This is a genomic window from Actinomadura verrucosospora (assembly GCF_039540335.1).
GTDB classification, from domain to species: domain Bacteria; phylum Actinomycetota; class Actinomycetes; order Streptosporangiales; family Streptosporangiaceae; genus Spirillospora; species Spirillospora verrucosospora.
In genome coordinates this window covers 12,826-36,051 of sequence record NZ_BAABEV010000020.1, presented here as the reverse complement: position 1 = coordinate 36,051, position 23,226 = coordinate 12,826, and the positions used below count along the sequence as shown (strand labels likewise).

At 72.8% G+C, this 23,226-nt stretch carries 22 protein-coding genes; 10 read left to right on the top strand and 12 right to left on the bottom strand.

Annotation, left to right across the window (positions count from 1 at the left end; translation table 11 throughout):
- Positions 1-10 precede the first annotated feature (10 nt).
- The 4 genes from ABD944_RS21930 (at position 11) to ABD944_RS42625 (ending at position 4,720) form a co-directional block, all read left to right on the top strand.
- Complete coding sequence (locus ABD944_RS21930; RefSeq protein WP_345179281.1) at positions 11-1,531, top strand: FAD-dependent oxidoreductase; 1,521 nt, start codon at positions 11-13, stop codon at positions 1,529-1,531.
- Positions 1,528-2,688, top strand: coding sequence for an alpha/beta hydrolase family protein (locus ABD944_RS21925; RefSeq protein ID WP_345179279.1), 1,161 nt, complete (start codon positions 1,528-1,530; stop codon positions 2,686-2,688). Before ABD944_RS21930 ends, ABD944_RS21925 begins: the two co-directional genes overlap by 4 nt.
- A gap of 159 nt (positions 2,689-2,847) precedes the next feature.
- Positions 2,848-3,807, top strand: a complete 960-nt coding sequence (locus tag ABD944_RS21920; protein WP_345179278.1) for a ferritin family protein — start codon at positions 2,848-2,850, stop codon at positions 3,805-3,807.
- A gap of 814 nt (positions 3,808-4,621) precedes the next feature.
- Positions 4,622-4,720 carry a TFIIB-type zinc ribbon-containing protein gene (locus tag ABD944_RS42625; protein WP_486303766.1) on the top strand — a complete coding sequence of 33 codons (99 nt, stop codon included), beginning with the start codon at positions 4,622-4,624 and terminating at the stop codon, positions 4,718-4,720.
- 146 nt (positions 4,721-4,866) lie between these two features.
- On the opposite strand, the gene hsaA is transcribed toward ABD944_RS42625, so the two are convergent.
- Positions 4,867-6,033 carry a 3-hydroxy-9,10-secoandrosta-1,3,5(10)-triene-9,17-dione monooxygenase oxygenase subunit gene (gene hsaA / locus ABD944_RS21915; RefSeq protein ID WP_345179275.1) on the bottom strand — a complete coding sequence of 389 codons (1,167 nt, stop codon included), beginning with the start codon at positions 6,031-6,033 and terminating at the stop codon, positions 4,867-4,869.
- Between the two features lie 143 nt (positions 6,034-6,176).
- On the opposite strand from hsaA, the gene ABD944_RS21910 reads away from it, so the two are divergent.
- From ABD944_RS21910 to ABD944_RS21895, 4 genes are read left to right on the top strand one after another with little or no spacing between them, the layout of a single operon-like run.
- The gene (locus ABD944_RS21910; protein ID WP_345179273.1) at positions 6,177-7,334 is read left to right on the top strand and encodes a 3-ketosteroid-9-alpha-monooxygenase, oxygenase component; all 1,158 of its coding nucleotides are present in this window, start codon (positions 6,177-6,179) and stop codon (positions 7,332-7,334) included.
- Positions 7,331-7,567 carry a ferredoxin gene (locus tag ABD944_RS21905; RefSeq protein ID WP_345179272.1) on the top strand — a complete coding sequence of 79 codons (237 nt, stop codon included), beginning with the start codon at positions 7,331-7,333 and terminating at the stop codon, positions 7,565-7,567. The genes ABD944_RS21910 and ABD944_RS21905 overlap by 4 nt, the downstream gene beginning before the upstream one ends.
- Complete coding sequence (locus ABD944_RS21900) at positions 7,564-8,355, top strand: SDR family NAD(P)-dependent oxidoreductase (RefSeq protein WP_345179269.1); 792 nt, start codon at positions 7,564-7,566, stop codon at positions 8,353-8,355. The genes ABD944_RS21905 and ABD944_RS21900 overlap by 4 nt, the downstream gene beginning before the upstream one ends.
- Complete coding sequence (locus tag ABD944_RS21895) at positions 8,352-9,140, top strand: SDR family NAD(P)-dependent oxidoreductase (RefSeq protein ID WP_345179267.1); 789 nt, start codon at positions 8,352-8,354, stop codon at positions 9,138-9,140. Before ABD944_RS21900 ends, ABD944_RS21895 begins: the two co-directional genes overlap by 4 nt.
- A gap of 36 nt (positions 9,141-9,176) precedes the next feature.
- Here the strand turns inward: ABD944_RS21895 and ABD944_RS21890 are convergent, their stop codons facing one another.
- The 6 genes from ABD944_RS21890 to ABD944_RS21865 are packed head-to-tail and all read right to left on the bottom strand — an operon-like array spanning position 9,177 to position 15,385.
- On the bottom strand, positions 9,177-10,799 hold the full coding sequence (locus ABD944_RS21890) for an AMP-binding protein (RefSeq protein ID WP_345179265.1): 1,623 nt from the start codon (positions 10,797-10,799) through the stop codon (positions 9,177-9,179).
- A gap of 31 nt (positions 10,800-10,830) precedes the next feature.
- The gene (locus tag ABD944_RS21885; protein WP_345179263.1) at positions 10,831-11,643 is read right to left on the bottom strand and encodes an SDR family NAD(P)-dependent oxidoreductase; all 813 of its coding nucleotides are present in this window, start codon (positions 11,641-11,643) and stop codon (positions 10,831-10,833) included.
- On the bottom strand, positions 11,636-12,100 hold the full coding sequence (locus ABD944_RS21880) for a nuclear transport factor 2 family protein (RefSeq protein WP_345179261.1): 465 nt from the start codon (positions 12,098-12,100) through the stop codon (positions 11,636-11,638). Before ABD944_RS21880 ends, ABD944_RS21885 begins: the two co-directional genes overlap by 8 nt.
- Entirely contained in the window at positions 12,097-12,984 is an 888-nt protein-coding gene (locus ABD944_RS21875; RefSeq protein WP_345179260.1) for an LLM class F420-dependent oxidoreductase, read from the bottom strand. Before ABD944_RS21875 ends, ABD944_RS21880 begins: the two co-directional genes overlap by 4 nt.
- Positions 12,985-12,995: 11 nt before the next feature.
- Positions 12,996-14,468 carry an FAD-dependent oxidoreductase gene (locus ABD944_RS21870; protein WP_345179258.1) on the bottom strand — a complete coding sequence of 491 codons (1,473 nt, stop codon included), beginning with the start codon at positions 14,466-14,468 and terminating at the stop codon, positions 12,996-12,998.
- A 5-nt stretch (positions 14,469-14,473) separates the two neighbouring features.
- Positions 14,474-15,385, bottom strand: a complete 912-nt coding sequence (locus ABD944_RS21865; protein ID WP_345179257.1) for a VOC family protein — start codon at positions 15,383-15,385, stop codon at positions 14,474-14,476.
- Between the two features lie 153 nt (positions 15,386-15,538).
- On the opposite strand from ABD944_RS21865, the gene ABD944_RS21860 reads away from it, so the two are divergent.
- Positions 15,539-16,378, top strand: coding sequence for an SDR family NAD(P)-dependent oxidoreductase (locus ABD944_RS21860; protein ID WP_345179254.1), 840 nt, complete (start codon positions 15,539-15,541; stop codon positions 16,376-16,378).
- A gap of 70 nt (positions 16,379-16,448) precedes the next feature.
- Here the strand turns inward: ABD944_RS21860 and ABD944_RS21855 are convergent, their stop codons facing one another.
- Genes ABD944_RS21855 through ABD944_RS21840 form a run of 4 tightly spaced genes read right to left on the bottom strand, consistent with a single transcriptional unit; the run spans position 16,449 to position 21,239 of the window.
- Entirely contained in the window at positions 16,449-17,633 is a 1,185-nt protein-coding gene (locus ABD944_RS21855) for an acyl-CoA dehydrogenase family protein (RefSeq protein ID WP_345179253.1), read from the bottom strand.
- A gap of 23 nt (positions 17,634-17,656) precedes the next feature.
- Positions 17,657-18,682: a 2Fe-2S iron-sulfur cluster-binding protein gene (locus ABD944_RS21850; RefSeq protein WP_345179251.1), complete on the bottom strand. Its 1,026-nt coding sequence runs from the start codon at positions 18,680-18,682 to the stop codon at positions 17,657-17,659.
- Positions 18,679-20,373: an FAD-binding protein gene (locus ABD944_RS21845; RefSeq protein ID WP_345179249.1), complete on the bottom strand. Its 1,695-nt coding sequence runs from the start codon at positions 20,371-20,373 to the stop codon at positions 18,679-18,681. The genes ABD944_RS21850 and ABD944_RS21845 overlap by 4 nt, the downstream gene beginning before the upstream one ends.
- Positions 20,370-21,239, bottom strand: a complete 870-nt coding sequence (locus ABD944_RS21840) for an alpha/beta fold hydrolase (protein WP_345179247.1) — start codon at positions 21,237-21,239, stop codon at positions 20,370-20,372. The genes ABD944_RS21845 and ABD944_RS21840 overlap by 4 nt, the downstream gene beginning before the upstream one ends.
- A gap of 284 nt (positions 21,240-21,523) precedes the next feature.
- On the opposite strand from ABD944_RS21840, the gene ABD944_RS21835 reads away from it, so the two are divergent.
- A complete protein-coding gene (locus ABD944_RS21835) occupies positions 21,524-22,114 on the top strand; it encodes a flavin reductase family protein (RefSeq protein ID WP_345179246.1) in 591 nt (196 codons plus the stop codon).
- Positions 22,115-22,133: 19 nt separating this feature from the next.
- On the opposite strand, the gene ABD944_RS21830 is transcribed toward ABD944_RS21835, so the two are convergent.
- The gene (locus ABD944_RS21830) at positions 22,134-23,096 is read right to left on the bottom strand and encodes an IclR family transcriptional regulator (protein ID WP_345179244.1); all 963 of its coding nucleotides are present in this window, start codon (positions 23,094-23,096) and stop codon (positions 22,134-22,136) included.
- Between the last annotated feature and the right edge of the window lie 130 nt (positions 23,097-23,226).

Genomic DNA, 23,226 nt, shown 5'->3' with positions numbered 1-23,226 from the left:
GGCATGCCACATGGGACGAGCCGGCTGGGACGACGAGTACGACGTGGTGGTCGCCGGCTCCGGGGCCGGGGCGATGGCGGGCGCGCTCGCCGCCGCCTCGGGCGGCCTGCGGACCGCCGTCCTGGAGAAGACGGGCCTGCTCGGCGGGACGTCCGCGTACTCCGGTGCGGCGATCTGGCTGCCGGGGACGCGGGTCCAGGAGCGCGCCGGGCTCGGCGACTCGACCGAGGGAGCGCGGACCTACCTGCGGGCGCTGCTCGGCGACACCGAGGCCGAGCGCCGCGAGGCGTTCCTGGAGACAGCCCCTGAGCTGGTGGAGTTCCTGGAGAGGGACCCGGCGATCGAATTCCGTTTCCAGGCGTTCCCCGACTACTTCGACGCGCCCGGGCGCCTGGACATGGGGCGGTCGTTCGTCCCGGTCGAACTTCCGGCCGAGCGGCTCGGGGAGCTCGCCGCGCTCGTCCGCCCGCCGGTCGACCGGGACCGGGCGGGCCGGGGGCACTCGGCGTCCAAGCCGCTGGCGCAGGGGCGGGCGCTGATCGGCCGGCTGCTGCTGGCGGTCACCGCGACCGGGTCCGGGGAGATCCGCACGCGGACCGCGCTGACCGACCTGGTCGTCGAGGACGGCCGGGTGACCGGGGTCGCGGCGATGACCGCGGACGGCCCGGTGCGGCTGCGGGCCCGGCGCGGCGTCCTGCTGGCGGCGGGCGGTTTCGAGTCGTCCGCCGCGCTGCGGGCCGAGCGCGGCGTGCCGGGCGGCGCCGGCCTGACGATGGCCCCCGGCGGCGCGAACACCGGCGACGCGATCGAGGCCGCCGTCCGGATCGGCACGTCCACCGGACTGCTGGACCAGGCGTGGTTCTGCCCCGGCCTGCTCGCCCCCGACGGACGGCCCGCGTTCACCCTCGGGTTCCGCGGCGGGCTGATCGTGGACGGCTCGGGCCGCCGGTTCGCCAACGAGTCCCTCCCCTACGACCGGATGGGACGCCGGATGGCCGCCGCGGAGGGACCGTTCCATCTGATCTGGGACGCGCGGGCGGGCGGCCTGCCCGCGATCTCCGTCCCGCCGCTGCGGGCGGACGAGCAGCTCGCCTCGGGCGCCTGGGTCCAGGCGGGCACCCTGCCGGAGCTGGCCGGGATGATCGGGCTCCCCGCGGATGCGCTGGCCGCCACGGTCGAGCGGTTCAACGGCTTCGCCGCCAAGGGCGCGGACGAGGACTTCCACCGCGGCGAGGACCCCTACGACCTGTACTTCTCCGGCGGCGGGCCGTGCGTCGTGCCCGTCGACCGGCCGCCCTACCTCGCCGCGCGGGTCGTCCTGAGCGACCTCGGGACGAAGGGCGGGCTGCGCACCGACGCCGACGCCCGCGTCCTGGACGGCTCGGGCCGTCCCGTCCCCGGGCTCTACGCCGCCGGCAACACCAGCGCCTCGTTCACGGGCCCCGTCTACCCGGGGCCCGGCGTGCCGATCGGGTCGGCCATGGCCTTCGCCTACCGCGCCGTCCAGGACATCAGGAGGAACCACACGTGAGATCGACGGGAAGGGTCGCCGTCGCGGCGGCCGCATGCGCCGTGCTGGCCGGGATCGGCGCGGCCCCCGCGCAGGCCGCCCCGGCGCAGCGCGGGAAGCTGCTCGAAAGCCGGCCGCTGACGAACCTGGCGGCGCTGCCGAGCGCGGCGAAGAACCGGTTCGTCACCTACGCCTCCGAGGGCGTGGGCGGGAAGCGGATCACGGTCACGGGCACCGTCGCCGTCCCGAAGGGCACCCCGCCGCCCGGCGGCTGGCCGGTGCTGAGCTGGGCGCACGGCACCACCGGGACCGCCGACGCCTGCGCTCCGTCCGCGGACGCCCCGGGCGGCCCGGTGCGCGACTACCTGTCGCTCACCGAGGCGTACCTGGACAAGTGGGTCGCGAACGGCTTCGCGGTCGTCCAGACCGACTACGAGGGACTCGGCACGCCCGGCGGGCACCCGTACATGAACGGGGCCAGCGAGGCCAACACCGTCACCGACATCGTCCGGGCCGCCCGCAGGACGGACCCCCGCATCGGGCGCGACTGGTTCGTCGCCGGCCACAGCCAGGGCGGCCAGGCGACGCTCTACACGGCGGCGGCGAAGCAGAAGCCCCGCGACATCCGCCTCAGGGGCGCCGTGGCGATCGCGCCCGGCTCGAACATGAGCCAGACCGCGCAGTACGTGAAGGCACGGTACCCGGGCGCCGAGGTGGCGCTGCCATTCCTGTTCGTGCTGCTCAACGGCGCGCAGGCGGCCGACCCGGCGTTCGTCCCGGAGGACCTGCTGACCGACGACGCCGCCGCCGTCGCCAGGGCGGGCCGGACGAACGCGTGCCTTCTCCAGCTCAAGCAGCTCAGCAAGGACCTGCCACTGGACAAGGTGTTCCGCCCGGACGCCGACCTGACGCGGTTCGAGGCCTACTACGACTCGCAGGAGGCGCTCGGGCTGACCCTGCAGGTCCCGACGCTGGTCGCCCAGGGCACCGCCGACCGCGAGGTCTCCCCCGCCGCGACGCAGAACATCGTCAACGACCTGTGCAAGCGCTACGGAACCATCGCGTACCGGACGTTCGAGGGCGCCGACCACCGGGGCGGCATCGGCGCGTCCTTCGAGACGGCGCTGGCGTTCGCCCAGGCCGTCCGCCGAGGCGAGACCCCGGCCGCGAGCTGCTGACCCGGCCCGTGTGGTCCCGTCCGCGGGTGGACGGGACCACACCCGTGGTATCGATTTGACCCTTTCCGTGCCCCTTTCGGGTGGTGCCGACGACCCACGATCGCTACATGTAGTAACTGATCAGCTACATAAAGCGACCGAGCATCCGAAAGGGAAGAAATGACCACGTCAGGGCTCACCCGGACCTGCGCCGCCCTCGCCGGAGCGGCGATGGTGGTCGGGACCGCGCTCCCCGCCCAGGCCGCCACCCCGGCGGTAGTGCACCACAAGACCTACGAGAACACCCTCACCGCGATGCACGGTGAGGCCTTGGCGCACGCGAGCTACCACTTCTACGGCGAGCAGGCCGGGTACGAGCATCTGCCCAAGGTGCGCGCCCTGTTCATGAAGACCGCGGACACCGAGCTCCACGACCACTTCACCAAGGAGGCGCAGCTCATCCACTTCGTCCGCGACGACGCGTCCAACCTGCGCGAGAGCATCAAGGGCGAGATCGAGGAGGGCACGCGGATGTACCCGCGGTTCGCCAGGGAGGCGCGGGAGGACAAGGACGACAACGCCGCCCGCCTCTTCACCGAGATCGCGGCGGACGAGCTGACGCACGCCCGCTACTTCGCGAAGGCGCTGTACGCCATCGAGCACCACCGCGGAGAGATCCCCGAGGGGCCCACCCCCGACCCCGTCAAGGTCGTCGCGGGCAAGCCCAAGGTGCACTCGGCGAGGACGCTCCGCAACCTGGAGACCGCGATGCACGGCGAGGCGTTCGCGAACGCCAAGTACACGCTCTACGGCGAGCACGCCAAGGCCCGCAGCCCGAAGCTGGCCCGGCTGTTCGAGCGCACCGCCGCGGTCGAGCTGACCGAGCACTTCGCCGGAGAGGCCGACCTCGCCGGCTTCGTCCACCGCACCAAGGAGAACCTGCGCAAGAGCATCGCCGGTGAGACCTACGAGGCCACGCAGATGTACCCGAGCTTCGCCCGCACCGCCCGGGCCGAGCACGCCTACAAGGCCGCGCGCCTCTTCACCGAGATCGCCGGCGACGAGGCCGCCCACGCCCGCGCCTTCGAGCACGCACTCAAGCGCCTTTGCCACCACCACATGGCGCGCGCCGATTCCTGACCCCACGCCATCACGCGCTCCTTGCCCGGAGCCGCCGCGAACGGCCCGGCTCTCACCGAGAGCCGGGCCGGACGTTTACGGGGCCCCGCCTCCGACGCCGACCGCGTTCAGGCGCGGCCAGGGCATGCGCCATTCATTATGCGACCGCCCCCAGCACTCGTACAAAGGCATGCCGAAATGGCGTGAAGGCCACGCCTTTGTTTACCGCGCACCCCGAGACCGCCCCCGGGCCCGATCGTTTGTCGGGCACTCCGAAGAAACCGACGTACGCGAAGGTACGCGGTAAAGGCCGGGCTCCGTGCGCCGCAGGAAGCACTACTTCAGTCGGCACTCACATTCGAACCACTTCGCCACCATCCCTGCCATCCCCGTGCGGCGGCCTTCGACACGGCGAATCCCCATTCGCCACTGGCCGCCTGGCGGCAGAGTACCGGCCCGCGGACGACCGACGGGCCGGATTCGCGGCAGGACGATGATCTTGTGGCGCAGATCATGACACCCGCGGTGTCGCCCTCATCGCCCTGCGTGCAGGGGCTGTAGCACCGGACGGCGGCGCCCCCCGGCCCTGACTGCGCATTTACGGCCCACGACAAATATGTGATCGAGTGATCACTGATCGCCATCATTATTTAATGATCAACTACTTATGTGCCGTAGAACACATTGAGTTGTCAAGCGCTCGAAATGGCGTACAGTTCCTGTCCGTCGGCAGGAGTAATTGCTGCCGAACGTTGGGAGGGAAGCCTTCCCGACGGCCACCAAACAACACGTCGAGGTCTCGGACCTCGGCGGAAAGCAAAGGGAGTTGGTTTCCATGAACTGCCCCAAGTGCGGTGCCCAGATGCAGAAGCCGGGCGACCAGGGCGGATCCATGTGGGTCTGCTACAGCTGCGGAACCGTCGTGCAGAGCTGAACCAACAAGGTCAGCCCACTGAGTAGTGGGCTGGCACCCGCATAAAGCGGCCGCTCCCCGACCAGTTCGGGGGGCGGCCGCCACCTCTCCGTCCGGTGTCCTTCGTCGACGTGTCACCCATCGAGCCGGACGAGCCGGTCCGGTGGTCAGACGAGGTTGTCCTCCACCTTGAGACCGAACTCGCCCCGGCCGTACATGGACAGGGCGTGCTCGACGTCGTTGGCGACGTGGACGCTGCCGGCGTGGGCGTCGCGCCAGGCGCGTTCGATGACGTTGCCGCGGTGCAGGGAGTTGCCGCCGGCCGTCTTGAAGAGGATGTCGATGGCCTCGATGGCGCGTTCGGTGCCGCGCACCTGGTCGCGGCGGGCGCGCAGGCGCAGCTCCATCGGGATCTTCTCGTTGCGGACGGCGTACTCGTGGATCTCGCGGACGTTGCGGTCGGTCTGCAGGACCGCGGCGTCGATCTCGGAGGCGGCACGGGCGACGGCGACCTGGGCGAACTGGTCCTCGACGAAGCGGCCGCCGCCGAGGCTGAGGCGGATCCGGTCGCGCATGCGGGTCACGTAGAGGTCGTGGCAGCCGGCCGCCATGCCGATCACGCTGGCGGCGACGGTGCTGGTGAAGATCGTTCCGAAGGGCATGCGGTAGAGCGGGCCCGTGTTGACCTTGCGGCCGGGATTGCGGAGCTGGGCCTGCTCGAAGTTGCGCATCGCGCGGTGGGCCGGGACGAACGCCTTCTCCACGACGATGTCGTCGCTGGCGGTGCCGCGCAGGCCCATCGAGTCCCAGACCTCGGCGATCTCGTAGTCGCGCCGGGGCACGAGGACGGTCATGAAGTCGACCGGGCGGCCCTCGGCGCCGACGACGAGCGCGCCGAGCAGCGCCCAGGAGGCGAACTCGCAGCCGGACGAGAACGACCAGCGCCCCGTCACCTCGTAGCCGCCGTCGACGGGGGTGAGGCGGCCGATCGGGGCGTAGGAGGAGGCGATGAGGGTGTCCGGGCCCGCGCCCCACACCTCGCGCTGCGCCTCGTCGGCGAACAGGCCGAGGTGCCAGGAGTGGACGCCGAGGACCGCGGCGACCCAGCCGGTCGAGCCGCAGGCGCCGGAGACCGCGCGGATCACCTCGTAGAAGGCGACGGGGTCGTCCTCGGCGCCGCCGTACCGGGTGGGCTGGAGCATCCGGAACACCCCGGCGGCGGTCAGCTCCCGGATCGTCTCCGCGGGGATGCGTCCCTTCTCGTCCACGGACCGGGCCCGCTCGGCGATGCCGGGCAGCAGTCCGCGCACCGCGTCCAGGACCTCGTTGCTCATCCCCGCTCCTTCCCTAGTACGGCCATTGCAGGAGACCATGGTCCCGTGCCGGCGCGGGACCGGGCGTCCCGGCCAATGGGACTCGGCGGTCGGGACGGTGACCTGCGACCTAACGTTCGAATCACCCGTCCATCGCCGAAGGGATGATCCACGTGACCGCAACCGAGTCGGACGCCGTCCGCGCCATCGAGGCGGAGGCGATCACCCGCCGTTTCGCCCGGGGATGGCACTGCCTCGGGCTGGCCGAGAAGTTCCGGGACGGCAAGCCCCACACCGTGACCGCGTTCGGGCAGAAGCTCGTCGTCTTCACCGGTGAGGACGGCACGACGAACGTCCTGGACGCCTACTGCCGCCACATGGGCGGCGACCTGTCCCAGGGCACCGTCAAGGGCAACGCGATCGCGTGCCCGTTCCACGACTGGCGCTGGGGCGGCGACGGCCGCTGCAAGCAGATCCCCTACGCGCGCCGCGTCCCGCTGCGGGCCCGGACGGCCGCGTGGCCGACGATGGAGCAGGACGGGCTGCTGTTCGTCTGGAACGACCCGGAGGGCAAGAAGCCGCCGGAGGACGTGACGATCCCGGTGATCGAGGGCGCCACCCGCGACGACTGGACCGACTGGCGCTGGACGGAGACGGTCGTCCACACCAACGCGCGCGAGGTCATCGACAACGTCGTGGACATGGCGCACTTCTTCTACATCCACAAGTCGTTCCCGACGTACTTCAAGAACATCTTCGAGGGCCAGGTGGCCACGCAGATCATGAAGGGCCGGACGCGGGAGGACGCGCGCCGGGAGGGCGGGAGCGGCGGGCCGAAGATGCTCGGCAACACCTCCGTGGCGTCCTACCACGGCCCCTCCTTCATGATCGACGAGCTGACGTACCACTACGAGGGGTACGACCTGCACTCCGTCCTGATCAACTGCCACTACCCGATCGACGAGAACTCGTTCTCGCTGCACTCGGGCATCATCGTCCAGCACAGCGACGCGCTGCCGGCCGATGCCGCGGAGGCGACCGCGCAGAAGCTGTCGGACTTCATCCTGACGGGCTTCGAGCAGGACATCGAGATCTGGCGGAACAAGACCCGCATCGACAACCCGCTGCTGTGCGAGGAGGACGGGCCCGTCTACCAGCTGCGCCGCTGGTACGAGCAGTTCTACGTGGACGTCGCCGACGTCACGCCGGAGATGACCGACCGGTTCGAGTACGAGATCGACACGACCCGGCCGGTGGAGTCCTGGCAGAAGGAGGTCGACGCGAACATGGCCCGCCGGGAGTCCGAAGGGGCGTCGGCGTGACGACCCGCCAGGACGAGCGCCTCCTGGACGGGCCGCTGCTGCCGGTCCGCTGCCGCCGCTGCGCCGCCGAGGTGATGGTGCGCAAGTCGAGCTGGGAGCAGACGAGCATCCAGTGGAACGCCGAGGCCAGGGAGGCGTGCGTGGGCCTGGACGACCCGCACGCGACCTGCCCGGCGCTCCGCTCGGCCATCCAGGAGGCCGCGCTGAACGGCGCGATCACGGTGGTCGAGTGACGGGCGGACGGCTCGCCGGGCGGGTCGCGGTCGTGACCGGCGCGGGCGACGGGATCGGGCGCGGCATCGCCCTCCGCTTCGCCGCGGAAGGGGCCCGCGTGCTGGTCGCGGAGCTCGACCCGGAGTCCGGCGAGCGGGTCGCCGCGGAGATCGGGGCGGCCGCCCGGTTCGTCCGGACGGACGTCACCGACAAGGCGCAGGTCCGCGCGATGGTGGACGCGGCGGTCGAGACGTGGGGCTCGGTGGACGTGCTGGTCAACAACGCCTGGGGCGCCGGGACGGTGAGCCGGGTGGAGGCCAAGACCGACGAGCAGATCGCCCGCGGGTTCGCGATGGGCTACTACGGCCCGCTGTGGGCGATGCAGGCCGCCTTCCCGCACATGAAGGCCCGCGGGTGGGGGCGCGTCGTCAACATGTGCTCGCTGAACGGCGTCAACGCCCACATGGGGACCCTGGAGTACAACTCGGCCAAGGAGGCCCTGCGGACGCTGACCCGCACGGCCGCCCGCGAGTGGGCGCCCACCGGCGTCGTCGTCAACGCGGTCTGCCCGGGCGCCAAGAGCGCGGCGTTCCGCCGGATGGCGGCCGCGCACCCGGAGATCGAGGCGGCCGCCGACCGCGCCAACCCGATGGGCCGCCTCGGCGACCCGGAGACCGACATCGCCCCCGTGGCGGTGTTCCTGGCGTCCGAGGACGCCCGCTACCTGACCGGGAACACCCTGTTCGCGGACGGCGGCTCGCACATCAACGGCGTCGCGTGGACGCCGGACCTGGACGGAGAGCAATGATCGACCGATACGGCCCGTGGGCCGTGATCGCGGGCGGCTCGGAGGGCGTCGGCTCGGCCTTCGCGCACCGCCTCGCCGACGCGGGCCTGAACCTCGTGCTGATCGCCCGCAAGCCGGGGCCGCTGGCGGAGACGGCCGAGGCCGTTCGCGCGAAGGGCGTCGAGGTGCGCACCCTCGAACTGGACCTGGTCGCCCCGGACCCGCTCAAGGCGGTCCGCGAGGTGACCGACGGCCTGGACGTCGGGCTGCTCGTCTTCAACGCGGGCGCCAACAGCTACGGCCACGAGTTCGTCACCGGCGACCTGGACCGCTTTCAGGGCGTCATCGACCTGAACATCACCGCCCAGCTCGCGCTCACGCACCACTTCGGCGCGCTGATGAAGGAGCGGGGACGCGGCGGCATCCTGCTGGTCGGCTCCCTCGCCGGCTACATGGGCCAGCCGCAGATCAGCATCTACTCGGCGGTGAAGGCGTTCGGCCGCGTCTTCGCCGAGGGGCTGTGGCTGGAGATGCGCGAGCACGGGGTGGACGTCCTGGAACTCGTGCTCGGCGTGACCCGCACCCCGGCGATGGAACGCGCCGGCCTCAACATGGACATGCCGGGCCTGAACGTCGCCGAGCCCGACGACGTCGCCCGCGAGGGCCTCGAACACCTGGCGGACGGCCCGGTCTGGGTCGCGGGCGGCAACTACGACATGGCCCGCAAACGCGCCGGCTTCCCCCGCGAGAAGCTCGTCGCCGGGGCGCACGCCGCGATGAAGCGCATGCTTCCGGAGCCGTCCTGACCCGCTCCGGGCGTCAGGTGTTTCGCCGAGGGGACCTCAGGCTGAGCCGCGCAGGACGTAGGCGCCGTCGCGGTGCTCGTAGACGGGGTCGGCGGTGTCGCGGCCTTCGGTGCGGAGGACGCGCTTGACGACCTTGTTGGTCGGGGTGCGGGGCAGGGCCTCGACCAGGCGGACGTAGCGCGGGGTCCACTTGGTGCCGAGGTCCGGCTGGGCGGCCAGGAAGGCCGTGAAGGCGGACGGGTCGAAGGCGTGCCCCGGGGCCAGGGTGACGGCGGCCATCACCTGGTCGCCCACCCGGTCGTCCGGGACGGCGTAGACGGCGACGTCGGTGAAGGGCTCGAAGCGGGCCAGGAGGCGTTCGACGGGGGCGGCGGCGAAGTTCTCGCCGTCCACGCGCAGCCAGTCGTCGTCGCGGCCGGCGAAGTACCAGTAGCCGTCGGCGTCGCGGTAGGCGAGGTCGCCCGACCAGGTCCAGCCGTTGCGGACGCGCCGCGCCGTCGCCTCGGGGTTGTTGTAGTAGCCCTCGAACTTGGCGGCGCCCATCGTGTCGACGATCTCGCCGATGGCCTCCTCGGCGTTGAGGAGCACCCCGTTCGCGTCGAACTCGGCGCGCGGGCATTCCCGCAGGGTCGCGGGGTCCATCACGACGGTGCCCGCCTCGGCGACGCCCAGCGAGCCGGGCGGCGTGCCGGGGACGCGGGTGAGGCGGATCTCGCCCTCGCTCGACCCGTAGGAGTCGATGACGGCGCAGCCGAACCGGCGGGCGAACGCGTCGATGTCGCGCTGCGCCGCCTCGTTGCCGAACGCGATGCGGAGCGTGTTGTCGGCGTCGTCCGGCTTCTCCGGGACGGCCAGGATGTAGCTGAGGGGCTTGCCGACGTAGTTGAAGAACGTGACGCCGTGGCGGCGCACGTCCGGGAGGAAGCCCGAGGCCGAGAATCTGCGGCGCAGGACGATGCGGCCTCCCGCGGCGACGGCGGGCGCGATCCCGGCCATCAGCGCGTTGGAGTGGAACATCGGCATGACCACGTAGAACACGTCGTCGCCGGTGAGGCCGCGCCGGTCGCGCTGCTGCACGGCGATCCGGCCCAGCCGGCGCTGCGTGCAGATCACCGCCTTGGGCGCGGACGTCGTCCCGGACGTGAACACCAGCGAGAAGATCGCGTCGGGGTCCACCGGGGCGGGGGCGGCGAGGCGGGCGGAGGCCAGCCGTTCGGCGTACGCGGGCGTGTCGACCGTCAGGGCCGGGACCCGCGTGAGCCCGTCGAGCAGCGGCGCGCGGGACGTCTCGGTGACCAGCAGCGCGCAGTCGGTGTGGGTGATGTCGCGGGCCAGCTCGGCGCCCCGCCGCGTCGGGTTCAGCTCCACGACCGGGACACCGGCGAGCGCCGCGCCGAGCAGCCAGAACAGGTGCTCGGGCCCGTTCTCCAGGAACAGGCCGACGTGGCCGGGCACGTCCCGGGCGAGCGAGGCCCGCCGCAGGGACTCCGCGACGACCTCCCGCCAGGTCCAGGAGCGGTCCTCGAAGCACAGGCCCGTCCGGTCGTCGCCGCCGCGGGCCGCGACCAGGTCGGCGAACGCGGTCTCGCGGGCGGGACGGTCGTCCCCCAGCACCGCGCTCTCCTTCGGCACCGCGCTCCGGGTCTTCCCGTCCTGCATGCGACACGGCTCCTCTCGTCTCGATGCGCCCCTAGGCGCGGTGCGGGCGGTTCGTCCAGCCCTGGTCGTCGGCGCGGACGAACCAACCGGACGCGGCGAGCGTGCCGCCGTCGACCGGGATGGTGTGGCCGGTGACGAACCGGGCGTCGTCGGAGGCGAGGAACGCGACGACGGCGGCGTAGTCGTCGGGGTCGCCGAAGCGGGCGAGCGGGACCCAGGTGTGCTCCAGGCCCTCGTCGTAGCCGCGCCGCATCCAGGCCGCCGGGGTCTGCTCGGTGTCGGCGAGGTCGGGGGCGATCGCGTTGACGCGGACGCCGTGCCGGCCGACCGCGACCGCGAGGCTGCGCGTGAACGCCGACACGCCCGCGTTGAACGCCGAGTACACCGGGTGCTGCGGGATGCCGCGGAACGCCTCGACCGTCGAGTTGTTGACGATGCTCCCCGCGCCCCGGTCGATCATCGCGGGCAGCAGCGCGTGGGTCAGCGCGAAGACGTGCAGGAGGTTCAGCTCGTAGAGGCGCTGCCACTGGCCGGGCGTGCTGTCCTGGAACGACGCGGCGGCCGGGCGGAAGTCGCCGACGTTGTTGACCAGGACGTCGGCGCCGCCGTGGTCGAGCGCGGCCGCCGCGACGTCCGCGACGGTCGCGTCCTCGGTGATGTCGCCGACGACCGTGACGCAGCGGCCCCCGGCGGCCTCGACGGCGGCGCGGGCCCGTCCGGCGGCGTCCGCGTCGATGTCGTTGAGGACCACCAGGTCGCCGCCCGCGGCGAGGCGCCGGGTGATCGCTCCCCCGATGCCGAGCGCGCCGCCGGTCACGACGCTGACCCGCGCCCGCTCAGCCATGGCGCCGCCTCCGGACGGGACGGGTCTCGATCGAGTCGATCCGCTGCTCGCGCCGCGCGAACCGCCAGGCGCCGCCGTCGAGCCGGTAGGCGTCGGTGTAGCGGCAGTGCCAGACGAGGTCCCGCACGGCGCCGTCCTCGCGGTCGCTCAGGTGGTGGGCGACGCAGGCGACCTCGCCAGTGGCGGTGCCGGGCTCGGGCCCCGCGCCGAACACCTCTCCGGCGAGCGCGTGGAACGTGACCGGGACGCCGTGCAGCGCCGACAGCGTCGCGGCGATCTCGGCGCGCCCGGTGAAGGTCCGCACCGGGTCCAGCTCGCCGGGGGCGTCGGGCAGGACGAGGACGGCGTCCTCGGCGAACAGGCCGGCCATGGCGTCGACCTCGCGGCGGTCGGCGTGCAGCGCGTACCGGGCGACGAGGTCGCCGAGCGCGATCCGGTCGGCGGTGTCGAGCGTCATGATCCCGACAGGCCCAGCCGCTCGGCGCAGGCGGACAGCTCGTCCTCGGCCTCGCCGAGGTCCGTCGTCACGGCCCCGCGCAGGACGAGCCGGTCCGCGCCGAGGGCGGCCAGCCTCTCCGCCTTCTCCGGCGTCACGGCCGCCAGCGAGTGGCCGAGGGTGAGTTCGAGGGCGTCCGGGTCGCGACCGTTCTTCTCGGCCTCCTCCCGCATCAGCGCCACGAGCCCGCGCAGCTCGTCCCCCGCGACGCCGAGCGGCTGGAGGCCGTCGCCGTAGCGGCCCGCGCGGCGCGCGGCGGCCTTGGAGTGGCCGCCGATGTGGATGGGGATCCCGCCCTCCTGGACCGGCTTCGGGTAGCTCATCGCGCCCTCGAAGCGGAAGAACTCCCCGTCGTGGGAGGCGCCCCCGGGCGCGGTGTCGGCCCACAGCTCGCGCAGCACCCGGAGCTGCTCGTCGCCCCGCCGGCCCCGGGTCTCGAAGTCGGCGCCGCAGGCCTCGATCTCCTCGCGCATCCAGCCCATGCCGACGACGAGCCGCAGCCGCCCGCCCGACAGCGCGTCGACCGTGGCGAGCCGCTTGGCCAGCACCACCGGGTGGTGGTTCGGCAGGACGAGCACGCCGGTGGCGAGCCCGATCCGCGACGTCCGCCCCGCCAGGAACGCCAGGAGGTCCAGCGGATCGGGGATGTCCAGGTCGTCGGCCAGCTCCATCCGCCCCGAGCTGTCGTAGGGGTAGACGCTGGAGTAGCCGCTCGCCACCACCGCGTGCTCGACCGCGCCGACCGACTCGAAGCCGCAGGCCTCCGCGTGCCGGGCGTACTGGCCGATCCACGCGGGATCGGCGGTCACGCCCGCCGCCACGGGGAGAAGGACGGCGTACTTCATGCACAGACCTCTCAGTTCTCGGATGCGGCGGCGGCGCGCCCGGCGCGGCGGCCGAAGAACGTGCCGTCGCCCAGGGACGTCCCGCTGATGTAGCCCTCGCCGTGAATGCCGGAGGCGGTGCGCCCGGCGGCGTACAGGCCGGGGATCGGCTCACCGGAGTTGTTGCGGACCTCGCCGTCCACGGTGGTGTCGAGACCGCCGAGGGTGAACCCGCCGGCGCCCGTCCCGGCGCCGTGCTTACCGGCGCCGAAGAACCCGTCGGCCGGGTCGATCGCCGCGAACGGCCCCTTCAGGGGGCGCAGCCACTTGGGGTCCTTGTGGAAGTAGGGGTCCTCGCCCCGCTCCGCGAACCGGTTGTAGGTCTCGACGGTCGCCTCCAGCGAACCGGGCGGCAGGCCGAGCGACTCCTCCAGCTCCGCGACCGTCTCCGCCGCGTGCTTGGGTCGGACGCCCCACATGTCGGCCTCGGGGATCTCGTCGTGCCCGGCCTCGTCGATGATCGCCCAGTAGGGGGCGGGCTGGTGCTGGACGGCCCGGTGGCTGAACAGGCCCGGGTAGACGTCCTCGTTGATGAACCGGCGGCCGAGGCCGTCGACGAGCATGCCCCGGCAGATGACGGCGGGGTTGGCGGTGAGCGCGATCTCCACCGACGCCATGCGGCGGGTCGCGGCGCCGAGCGCGGTCGCCATCCGGATGCCGGACCCGTCGCTGGTGCCGTCGCTGACCTTGTCGTGCCCGAGCAGCACCGGGGCGTGGTCGGCGAGCATCTCCTCGCTGTCGACGAACCCGCCGGAGGTCAGAATGACGCCTCTGCGCGCCCGGTAGACCACCCGGTCGGCGAACCGGCGCGCCACGACGCCGGCGACGCGGCCGGCGCCGTCGACGACGAGGTTCGTCGCGTAGGTGTCCTGGTGGGCGACGGCGCCCGCCTCGGCGGCGGCCGCGATCAGCTTCTCCATGAGGACGCCGCCGGCGAACATCGGCGTCTCCGGGCGGTGGCCGCGCGGCGCGGGCCGGGCGATCTCGTTGTACGGCCAGGCGTTCTCGCCGAGCCACATCAGGCCGTCCTCGGTGTACGGCATCCAGCCCGGCGCGTCGAAGAGGCTCTCCTTGAACGGGACGCCGCGCGCGCGGAACCACTCGAAGTGCTCCACGCTCCCGTCGCAGTACAGCCGCAGCTTCTCAGCGTCGGCGTGCGGGCCGAGCGCCGCCGTGAGGAAGGCGAACATGGCGTCGGGCGTGTCGTCGAAGCCGCACGCCTTCTGCACCCGCGTGCCGCCGCCGAGGTACAGCTCCCCGCCCGACTGGGCGGACGTCCCGCCGGGGCCGCTCGACCGTTCCAGGACGAGCACGTCCGCGCCCGCCGCCGCGGCCTCGTACGCGGCGGCGGCGCCCGCGGCGCCGAACCCGACCACCAGCACGTCGCACTCGTGGTCGAACTCCACCTCCGCGGCGCCGACCGGTTCCACCGAGGGCTTCGGCATCGGCGTCAGCCCTTCCGCGGCGGGACGAAGGCGGCCAGCGGCTCGGACCCGGACCAGTCGTGGCCCCAGTAGCTGTCCCTGGTGATCTCCTCGGCGGTGTAGTACGCCTCGTCCACGAGCATGCCCTCGCAGCCGTACTCGACGTCCCAGCCGCCGGGGGCGCGCACGTAGAACGACACCATCTTGTCGTTGGTGTGGCGGCCCAGCGTGGAGGAGATCGAGAAGCCCTTCTCCGTGATGGCGTCGAGCGCGATGCCGACCGCGTCGAGCGTGTCGACCTCCACCATGAGGTGGACGAGGCCCGGGTCGCCGTCGAACGGCGCCGGGCAGATCGCGATGCTGTGGTGGCGCTGGTTGACGCCCATGAACCTGACCTTCGCGGCGCCGCCGCCGACCCTCATCGCGCCGCGCGGCAGGAACCCGAGGACCTCGGCGTAGAACGCGACGGTCTCGACGAACCTGGGGGTGGGCAGCACGACGTGGCCCATGCCCATGGGGCCGGTCACGAACTTCTGCGCGAAGCCGGTGCGCAGGGGGCTGTGGTCCAGGACCGGGCCCCAGAACACCTCGACGGGGGTCCCGCCCGGGTCGGTGAACGCGATGGCCTCCTCCGCGTCGCGCTCCGCCGCCTCCTTGGACGTCAGCGTCGTCACGGCCGTCCCGGACTTCTCCACGGCCTCGCGGACGGCGGCCAGCGCGTACTGGTCGCGGACCTCCCACCCGACGGCCAGCACCCGGTCGGTGTCGCCGGGCAGCACCCGGAGGCGCGAGCGGCGCTCGTCCATGCGCAGGTAGAGGCCGTCAGGGTCCGGTCCGCTCCCCTCGGCGAAGCCGAGCCCTTCCAGGGCGAACTCGCGCCAGCGGTCGATGTGCCGGGTCTGGACCTTCAGATATCCCAGCCCTCGGATCTGCGTCACTGTCCTCGGTCCCTTCTGGATAGCGGCCCGCGCGGCGGCCGTCGAGCCTCAACCTTCCAAATCCGGGGGCGGGCCGCCGGGCCCTTCCCGCTGAGTGAGAGTCTTCGTGCGCCGGGCGGACGGCGGCGGCTCTCATCTGGAGGGGGAGGTCTCATGACGACGACGGGCAGGCCGGTCGCGATGGTGACCGGGGCGAGCCGGGGCATCGGCAGGCGGACGGCGCTCGCGCTGGCCGCCGCCGGGTACGACGTCGCGTTCACCGCGCGCACGGTGGAGGAGGGCCGCGGCCGGATACCGCCGCGTCACGGGCGCGCGGAGCCGATCCCCGTCCCGGGGAGCCTGGAACGCACCACGGCGGAGATCGAGGCGCTCGGCGCGCGGGCCCTGCCGGTGCGGATGGACCTGCTCGACAGGGCGAGCGTGACGGCCGCCGCCGCGACGGTCCTCGACGCGTGGGGCCGCGTGGACGTCCTGGTCAACAACGCGGTCGCGCACGTCGCCGGGACCCACGAGCGGTTCCTCGACCTCGACCCGGAGGTGGCGGCGCGGACCGTCACGGGCAACTACCTGAACCAGATCGTCCTGCTCCAGGCCGTCCTGCCCGCGATGCTGGCGCGCGGCGGCGGGACGATCGTCGACCTGTGCTCGGGGTCGGCGACCACCGACCCGCCGGGACCGCCCGGCGAGGGCGGCTGGGGCGTGGCGTACGCGGCGTCCAAGGCGGCGTTCGGGCGCCTCGCCGGCGCGATCAACGCCGAGTACCGGGGCGCCGGCGTCCGCGCGTTCAACCTCGACCCCGGGTTCGTCGTCACCGAGGCGGGCGCGGCGCGCGGCGGCCTCGACCGCCTGAAGGACGAGGGCTTCGAGCCGACGCCGGAGGAGGCGCCGGCGGCGGCCGTGGTCTGGCTGGTCACCGACCCGGCCGCGGACGAGTACCTCGGCCGGGTCGTCTGGACCCCCAGGCTCGTCGCCGACCGCGGCCTGCTCGGCTAGGGCCCCGTGTGGCGCGGCGTGCCGGGCGGTGGAGGCGCCCACGCTCCCGGCACGCCGCGGGTCGGCGGGCTCAGATCATCGACCGCATCGGGCCCTGGGGCGGCTCGATGTCCAGGTCCGTCAGGGCGGAGACGTGGTAGACCGAGCCGGGGACGTGGATGGCGTGGGCGAGGCCGACGTGCGCGTCCCGCCAGAACCGCTGGATCGGGTTGTCGTTCCGCATCGCGTTGCCGCCCGACCGGACGACGATCTCGTTCATCGCCTGCACCGCCCGCCACGCCGCCCGGACCTGGGTGCGGCGCCCGGCGGCGCGCTCGGCGAACGTCGGCACGTGCCCGGCGGCGACCATGTCGTACATGCGCGAGCAGTTGTCCAGCAGCGCCGTGCGGGACGTCCTGATCTCCTCGGCCGCCTCGCTGATCGCGTACAGCACGTACGGGTCGTCCTTGATCTTCGTGCCGGTGATCTGGACGCGGTTGCGCTGGTAGGCCAGGTGGTGGTGCAGCGCGCCCTCGGCGATGCCGATGACCGCGGAGGAGATGCCGAGCGGGAACACGCAGGAGAACGGCATCAGGTAGGAGGGGTTGGTCAGCCCCGCCTCGCGCGGCGCCGAACCGTCCACGACCTTGGAGTACTCCAGCGTCCGGTACGCCGGGACGAACGCGTCCCTGACGATGACGTCCTTGCTGCCGGTGCCCTTCAGCCCGGCGACGTCCCACGAGTCCTCGACGATCTCGTAGTCCGCGCGCGGCAGGATCATGTGCAGGGACCGCGGCGGCTGCGCCATCTTGCCGTCCTCGTCGCCCAGCATCGCGCCGAGGAAGATCCAGTCGCAGTGGTCGGTGCCGGAGGAGAACTGCCAGCGGCCGTTGAACACGTAGCCGCCGTCCACGGGCCGGGCGATGCCCATCGGTGCGTACGGGGACGCGATCCAGGTGTCGGGGTCCTCGCCCCAGATCTCCTCGCGCACCTTCGGGTCGGCGTAGGCCATCTCCCACGGGTGGACGCCGACGATGCCGGCGACCCAGCCGGTGGAGCCGTCCAGGGAGGCGATCCCCATCACCGTCTCGGCGAACTCGCGCGGGTGGACCTCCAGGCCGCCGTGCTCCTTCGGCTGGAGCAGCCGGATCGCGCCCGCGTCCCTGAGGATCTGCGCCGCCTTGTCGTCGAGCCTGCCGAGCGCCTCGTTGGCCGGGCCGAGCTCGCGGATCTGCTCCGCCCTCTCCATGATCGTGTCAAGCACGCGGTCAGCCATCGCCTGTCTCCCAGTATGTTTCGTCAGCCGTCGTAGGTGATCTTCAGCCGGTCGGTGACCGGCCTCGCCTGGCAGGCGAGGATGAGGCCGTCGGCGAGATCCTGCTCGTCGAGGACCGTGTTGGCGTCCAGGGTGACCTCGCCCTCCAGCGCCACGCAGGCGCAGGCCGAGCAGGACCCCTCCCGGCAGGAGAACGGGGCGTCGACGCCGGCGCGCAGCAGCGCGTCGAGAAGCCGCTCGGACGCGCGCCACGGCACCGTGCGGGTCTCGCCGTCCATCTCGACCTCGATCTCCCCGGCGTCGCCGTCCTCCGCCTCCGCCTGCTCCGGCGAATCGTCGGGCCTCTCGAACGGGTCGCCCTCCAGCGAGAAGAACCGCTCGGCGTGCACCTTCGCGCCGAGGCCGGTGAGCGTCTCGGAGACCAGGTCCATGAAGATCTCGGGGCCGCACACGTACGCGGGACGGCCCGCGTAGGGGCCCGCCAGGGAGCGGACGGCGGCGGCCGTCGGCAGGCCCTGCACCGACTCCAGCAGGTGGACGACGGTGAGCCGGTCCGGGTGCCGCTCGGTCAGCTCCCTCAGCTCGTCGGCGAAGATGACCGACCGCTCGTCCCGGTTGGCGTACAGCAGCGCCACCCTCGCCGAGCCGGCCGCCAGGCACGACTTGAGGATCGACATGACCGGGGTGATGCCGCTGCCGCCCGCGACGAGCAGCAGGTCCTCGTCCAGCGACGGCGGTGTGAACGTGCCCGCCGGGCGCAGCACCTCCAGGACGTCGCCCGCCGTGACGTTGTCGCAGATCCAGTTGGACCCGAGACCGCCCGCGACCCGCTTCACCGTCACCTTCGGGCGGTCGCCGGTGAGCGGCGAGCTGCACAGCGAGTAGCAGCGCGCGGCCCAGCCGCCCTCCGCCGGGACCCGGACGGTGAGGAACTGCCCGGGCCGGTAGGCGAACCGCTCCCGGTCGCCCTCGACGGGTTCGAGGACGAGCGAGTGCGCGTCGGCCGTCTCCCGGACGACCTCCACCACCCGCGCCTTCAGTGCCGTCATGAGCGTCCCGCGGCCTTCCCGGCGGACCCTCCGCTCCCGGCGGCGTGCCGGGCGGCGATGTAGCCGAACACGATGGCCGGGCCGATGGTGGCGCCCGGGCCCGCGTACTCGTTGCCCATCACCGACGCCGAGGAGTTGCCCGTCACGTACAGGCCCTCGATGACCGACCCGTCCTCGCGCAGGACGCGGGCGTGCTCGTCGGAGACGAGGCCGCCCTTGGTGCCGAGGTCGCCGACCTCCATCCGGAACGCGTGGTACGGGCCGCCCTCGATGACGTCCAGGTTGGGGTTCTTCAGGTTCGGGTCGCCGTAGTAGCGGTCGTAGGCGGAGTCGCCGCGGCCGAACTCGGGGTCCTTGCCCTCGCGCGCGTACCGGTTGAACGCCTCGACGGTCTCGCCCAGCGCGTCCGCCGGGACGCCGATCTCGCCGGCCAGCTCGGCGAGCGTGTCCGCCTTGAACGCGATGCCCGCCTCGTAGAACGCCTTGGGGATCGGCGCGCCCGGCAGGATCTGCGCGAACGGGTACCGGGCGCGGGCCTTGGCGTCCATCACGAACCAGCAGGGGACGTGCCCGCCCTCCAGCTGGTCGTGGACGAAGTTGACGTACGGGGCCGACTCGTTGGTGAACCGCTTGCCGTCCTGCCCCACGATCACCGACCGGGGGATGCACCGCTCCGACAGCAGCGGGATCGTCGCCCCCGCCGGGTGCCGGACGGCGGGCATCCACCACGCGTCGTCCATCAGGTCGAGCGCGGCGCCGACGCTCTCGCCGGCGCGGATGCCGTCGCCGGTGTTCTCGCGGGCGCCCATCGCGAAGTCCTCCTGGCCGCCCTTCGGGAGGTACTTGTCGCGCATCTGCTGGTTGTGGTCGAAGCCGCCCGTCGCGAGCAGGACGCCCCGGCGCCCGCGGACGCGCAGCGCCGCGCCGTCGCGCTCGACGACGACGCCGGTGACGCGGCCGTCCTCGACGACGAGCTCGGTCATGGGGGTCTTCAGCCAGAGCGGGATCCCGGCGTCCTTCAGCGCCATCCGCATCCGCGCGGCGAGCGCCCGGCCGCCGGTCGCCATGTGGCGGCGGCGGACCATGTTGGACGACACGCGCCACGCCGCGACCAGGGACGCGCGCCGGCCCGTCCAGGTGCGCTTGGCCATCGCGAGGTCGTGGTAGTCCTTCGCGGTGATCCACAGGCCGAGGGGGCCCTTCATGCTGTTCGGCCGCTGGTACCGCTCGTCGTCGCCGAGCTTGCGGGTGTCGAACGGCTTGGCCTCGATGGACCGGCCGAGCGGGCGCCCGCCCTCGTACTCGGGGTGGTAGTCGGCGTAGCCCTTCGTCCAGAAGAACTGCATCCACCTGCTCCGGCAGAGCAGCTCCATGGCGGCGGGCCCGTGGTCGACGAACGCGTCCAGCCGCGCCGCCGGGACGCGGCCCTCGGTGAGGTGGTCCAGGTAGCGCCGGATCGACTCGCGGCTGTCGTCGTGGCCGCGCGCCTTCAGCGTCGGGTTGTTGGGGATCCAGATGCCGCCGCCGGAGATCGCGGTGGAGCCGCCGAACTTCTTGCCCTTCTCCACGATCAGCGCGGAGATCCCGGCGTCGTGCGCGGTCAGCGCCGCGGCCATCCCCCCGCCGCCGCTGCCGACGATGACGAGGTCGTACTCGTGGTCCCAGCCGCTCGGACGCTCCCGCTCGCTCACCGCTCGTCCTTCCGGGTCAGGAACGCCAGCACGGCGCTCTCCCAGGCGGACTTCTGCTCGATCATCACCCAGTGCCCGCAGTTCGGGAAGATGTTCACCTGCACGTTCGGGATCGTGCGCATCGGCACGAGCACCATGTCGACGGGGCTGACCCGGTCGTCGCGGCCCCAGGTGATCAGGGTCTCGGCCTTGAGCCTGTGGAGCATCGCCCAGTACGGCGGCTCGTCGGAGGCCGCCATCGCCTTCGCGCGGGCCGCCATCGCCTTCGACCCGTACATGCGGCGCGCGCTGGCGAGGGTGTCGGGGTCGGTGGCCTGCTTCCAGCGCTCCTCGATCATCTCCTCGGTGACGATCCGCGGGTCGTACACCATCGAGTTCAGCCACCGGACGAGGCCCTCGCGGGTCGGGTCGTCGGTGAACTCGGCCAGCAGCCTGATCCCCTCGCCGGGCGCGGGGCTGAAGACGTTGCGGCCGATCCCGCCGATGGTGACCAGCCGCCGGACGCGCTCGGGGTGCCGCAGCGCCACCTGCGTCGCCACGATGCCGCCCATGGAGTTGCCGATGACGTCGACCTGGCCGAGGCCGAGGCCGTCCAGGAAGCGGACGACGGCGCCGCCGGCGGCCATCATCGGGTGCTCGTCGGTCGGGTCGCTGACGCCGAAGCCGGGGAACTCCAGGACCAGGCAGCGGAAGTGCTCGGCGAACCGGGCGAGGTTGCCGCGGTAGTTGCGCCAGCCGGTGACGCCGGGACCGGAGCCGTGCAGCAGCAGCAGCGGCGGGCCCTCACCGGCCTCGTGGTAGCGCAGGACGCCCTGGTCGGTGGCGAGCTCGCGCAACGTCGACTCGTAGGTCAGCTCCGCAGGCATGATCTCCCAGTCCTTCGACGGTGGCTTGTCCGGAACGTAATCGGCGGGACGGCGGGGTCCGGCGGTGGATCCCGATCAGCGGGACGCGGGTCCCAGGGCGGCTCGGCGGGCCCGTCCCGCGGCCCGCTTCCACTCATCGGGATCGGGGCGGGTGGGCGCGCAGGGGCGTGCCTACCTTCGGGCTCACCGGCGGCCCCTTGACCGGTGCCGGGTGAGTACCCGTTAGTAGAAATGTCGCATAGTGGATTCGAACGCCCGCCCGCTCGCAGCCCCGAGGTGAACACATGCCAGCCGAGCCAGCGCTCACGCCCCTGCACGACGCCGACGCGGCCGCGCCGGAGCCGGCGGACTTCCGCAAGGCCATGGCGGAGTTCGCGACGGGCGTCACCGTGGTCACCGCCCTCGACGGCGGCGAGCCCGTCGGCTTCGCCTGCCAGTCGTTCGCGTCCGTGTCGCTGGACCCGCCGCTCATCCTGTTCTGCGCGGACAAGCGCGGGCGGTCGTGGCCCCGGATCCGCTCGGCGGGACGGTTCTGCGTGAACGTCCTCGGCGAGGAGCAGCGCGAGCTGTGCGAGCGCTTCGGGTCGAGCCGGGGCGCCAAGTTCGAGGGGCTGGACTGGGAGGAGTCGCGGTGGGGCGCCCCCGCCCTGCCGGACGTCCTGCTCGCGGTCCACTGCGTCGTGCACGACGTGCACGAGGCCGGCGACCACGAGGTGGTGATCGGGCGGGTCCTGGCGGTGGACCGGCACGAGGTGGTGGACGGCGCGTGGCGGCGCCCGATGGTGTTCTTCCGCAGCCGGTTCGGCGTCGGGGAGCCCGACGCGCCGATCGCGCCCGACCCGTGGGGCGTCGGCGACCGGTGGGGCTGGGGTTGACGTCACCTCGGGCCGCCCGTCACATCCAGTCGCCGCGCCCGTCGACGGCGAGCAGCCGGTTCATCGTCTCCGGCGACCAGCTGGTCTCCTCGCCGGTCCGCACGGCGCGCCGGGTGCGCCCGCCGGGGCGTCCCGCGCGGGCGCCGGGGGCCGAGCCGGGGAACAGGATCTGCGACGCCTCGCGGGCGGCGGTGACCACCAGCGGCGCGACGTTCTCCAGCGGGGCGCGGATGTCGCCGACCAGGGAGATCCCCGCGACCGGCCCCTCCGCGCCGCGGATCGCCGCGGCGACGCAGGCGATGCCGGGGTAGGACTCGCCGCGCTCGAACGCCAGGCCGCGGCGCTGCCGGATGCGGTGCAGCTCCTGGTGGAGCGTGCCGAGCTCGCCGATCGTGCGGCTGGTGAAGCGGCTGATGCCCGAGCCGAGCAGCGCGTCCACCTGCTCGGGCTCCAGCCACGCCAGCATCGCCTTGCCGAGGGCGGTGCAGTGCGCCGGGGCGCGGCCGCCGACCCGTGACGGGACGGAGGTGGCGAGCCGCCCGCCGAGCTTGTCCAGGTAGAAGATCTCGGCGCCGTCCAGGACGGCCAGGTGCGCGACGAGCCCGGTGGTGACCTGCAGCTCGTGCAGCAGCGGCGCGGCGGCCTCGCGGATCTTGCCGTGCCCGCCGTCCTGCCCGCCGAGGCCGAGGGCGCGCTGGCCGAGCCCGTAGCCGAACGAGTGGTGCGCGAGCCAGCGCTGCCGGACGAGCTGGTCCAGGATGCGGTGCGCGGTGGAGCGCGGCAGCCGGGTGCGGCGGGCGACGTCCTCCAGGGTCAGCCGGGCGGTCGGCCCGTTGAACGCGTCGAGGATCAGCGTCATCCGCTCGATCATCGACGGCGGCGACTCCCGGCGCGCGGTCGACATGACCTCCGGCGCGGTCAGGGCCCCCGGCCTGGTCATGGCCTCCGGCGTGGCTGCCTCCGGCATCGTGGCCTCGGTCATCGCACCTCCCAGAACATGACTGAAATGAATTCTTGTTACCTGGAATGTAGCAACCGCTTGCTGGCAGCGGAAGAGGGGAAGTAAGAGCAGGTCAGCCGGAGGCTTCGGCACCGGGACCGCGCCCCAGGTC

Coding starts and splice junctions, on each gene's coding strand:
- ABD944_RS21930 (WP_345179281.1), top strand. CDS start 11: ATGGGACGAGCCGGCTGGGACGACGAGTACGACGTGGTGGTCGCCGGC.
- ABD944_RS21920 (WP_345179278.1), top strand. CDS start 2,848: ATGACCACGTCAGGGCTCACCCGGACCTGCGCCGCCCTCGCCGGAGCG.
- ABD944_RS42625 (WP_486303766.1), top strand. CDS start 4,622: ATGAACTGCCCCAAGTGCGGTGCCCAGATGCAGAAGCCGGGCGACCAG.
- hsaA (WP_345179275.1), bottom strand. CDS start 6,033: ATGAGCAACGAGGTCCTGGACGCGGTGCGCGGACTGCTGCCCGGCATC.
- ABD944_RS21910 (WP_345179273.1), top strand. CDS start 6,177: ATGATCCACGTGACCGCAACCGAGTCGGACGCCGTCCGCGCCATCGAG.
- ABD944_RS21895 (WP_345179267.1), top strand. CDS start 8,352: ATGATCGACCGATACGGCCCGTGGGCCGTGATCGCGGGCGGCTCGGAG.
- ABD944_RS21890 (WP_345179265.1), bottom strand. CDS start 10,799: ATGCAGGACGGGAAGACCCGGAGCGCGGTGCCGAAGGAGAGCGCGGTG.
- ABD944_RS21885 (WP_345179263.1), bottom strand. CDS start 11,643: ATGGCTGAGCGGGCGCGGGTCAGCGTCGTGACCGGCGGCGCGCTCGGC.
- ABD944_RS21880 (WP_345179261.1), bottom strand. CDS start 12,100: ATGACGCTCGACACCGCCGACCGGATCGCGCTCGGCGACCTCGTCGCC.
- ABD944_RS21875 (WP_345179260.1), bottom strand. CDS start 12,984: ATGAAGTACGCCGTCCTTCTCCCCGTGGCGGCGGGCGTGACCGCCGAT.
- ABD944_RS21870 (WP_345179258.1), bottom strand. CDS start 14,468: ATGCCGAAGCCCTCGGTGGAACCGGTCGGCGCCGCGGAGGTGGAGTTC.
- ABD944_RS21860 (WP_345179254.1), top strand. CDS start 15,539: ATGACGACGACGGGCAGGCCGGTCGCGATGGTGACCGGGGCGAGCCGG.
- ABD944_RS21855 (WP_345179253.1), bottom strand. CDS start 17,633: ATGGCTGACCGCGTGCTTGACACGATCATGGAGAGGGCGGAGCAGATC.
- ABD944_RS21850 (WP_345179251.1), bottom strand. CDS start 18,682: ATGACGGCACTGAAGGCGCGGGTGGTGGAGGTCGTCCGGGAGACGGCC.
- ABD944_RS21840 (WP_345179247.1), bottom strand. CDS start 21,239: ATGCCTGCGGAGCTGACCTACGAGTCGACGTTGCGCGAGCTCGCCACC.
- ABD944_RS21835 (WP_345179246.1), top strand. CDS start 21,524: ATGCCAGCCGAGCCAGCGCTCACGCCCCTGCACGACGCCGACGCGGCC.
- ABD944_RS21830 (WP_345179244.1), bottom strand. CDS start 23,096: ATGACCGAGGCCACGATGCCGGAGGCAGCCACGCCGGAGGCCATGACC.